Origin of the sequence: Carboxylicivirga mesophila (assembly GCF_018271975.1) — a bacterium.
GTDB classification, from domain to species: Bacteria; Bacteroidota; Bacteroidia; order Bacteroidales; family Marinilabiliaceae; genus Carboxylicivirga; species Carboxylicivirga mesophila.
The window spans coordinates 1-362 of sequence record NZ_JAGUCN010000085.1 but is presented as its reverse complement, the minus strand read 5'-3'; the positions used below and the strand labels follow the sequence as shown (position 1 = coordinate 362).

Annotated in this window: 1 protein-coding gene; it reads left to right on the top strand. The window is 48.6% G+C overall.

The window, feature by feature from the left end; all coding sequences use genetic code 11:
* A partial coding sequence (locus KEM09_RS21860; protein ID WP_212232095.1) for a hypothetical protein occupies window positions 1-362 on the top strand: 362 nt, incomplete at both ends.

Genomic DNA, 362 nt, shown 5'->3' with positions numbered 1-362 from the left:
TCAAATGGATGTACAAGTACAGAAGTAACAGTAGTAGTTACCATTCAGGCCTTACCGGTGCCGACCATTAATGGCGATGCCGCTGAGACTACCACCGAATGGTGCGAAGGCGAAGATATTACACTGACCGGTGGCGGAGGCGCTCCAGGAGCGACCTACTCGTGGTTGCTGCCCGATGGCAGTACTCAAAATACTGCAGTTCTGACCATTAATAATGCTGACAAGGCTACTTACGAAGGTAGCTACACGCTTACAGTAACTGAAGGCACCTGTGTGAGTGCTCTTGATCATAATGTAGTGATTCATACTAACCCGGTTGCATTACCAGCCAACGGAGGAGACGTTTGTTTAGGTGATGACAT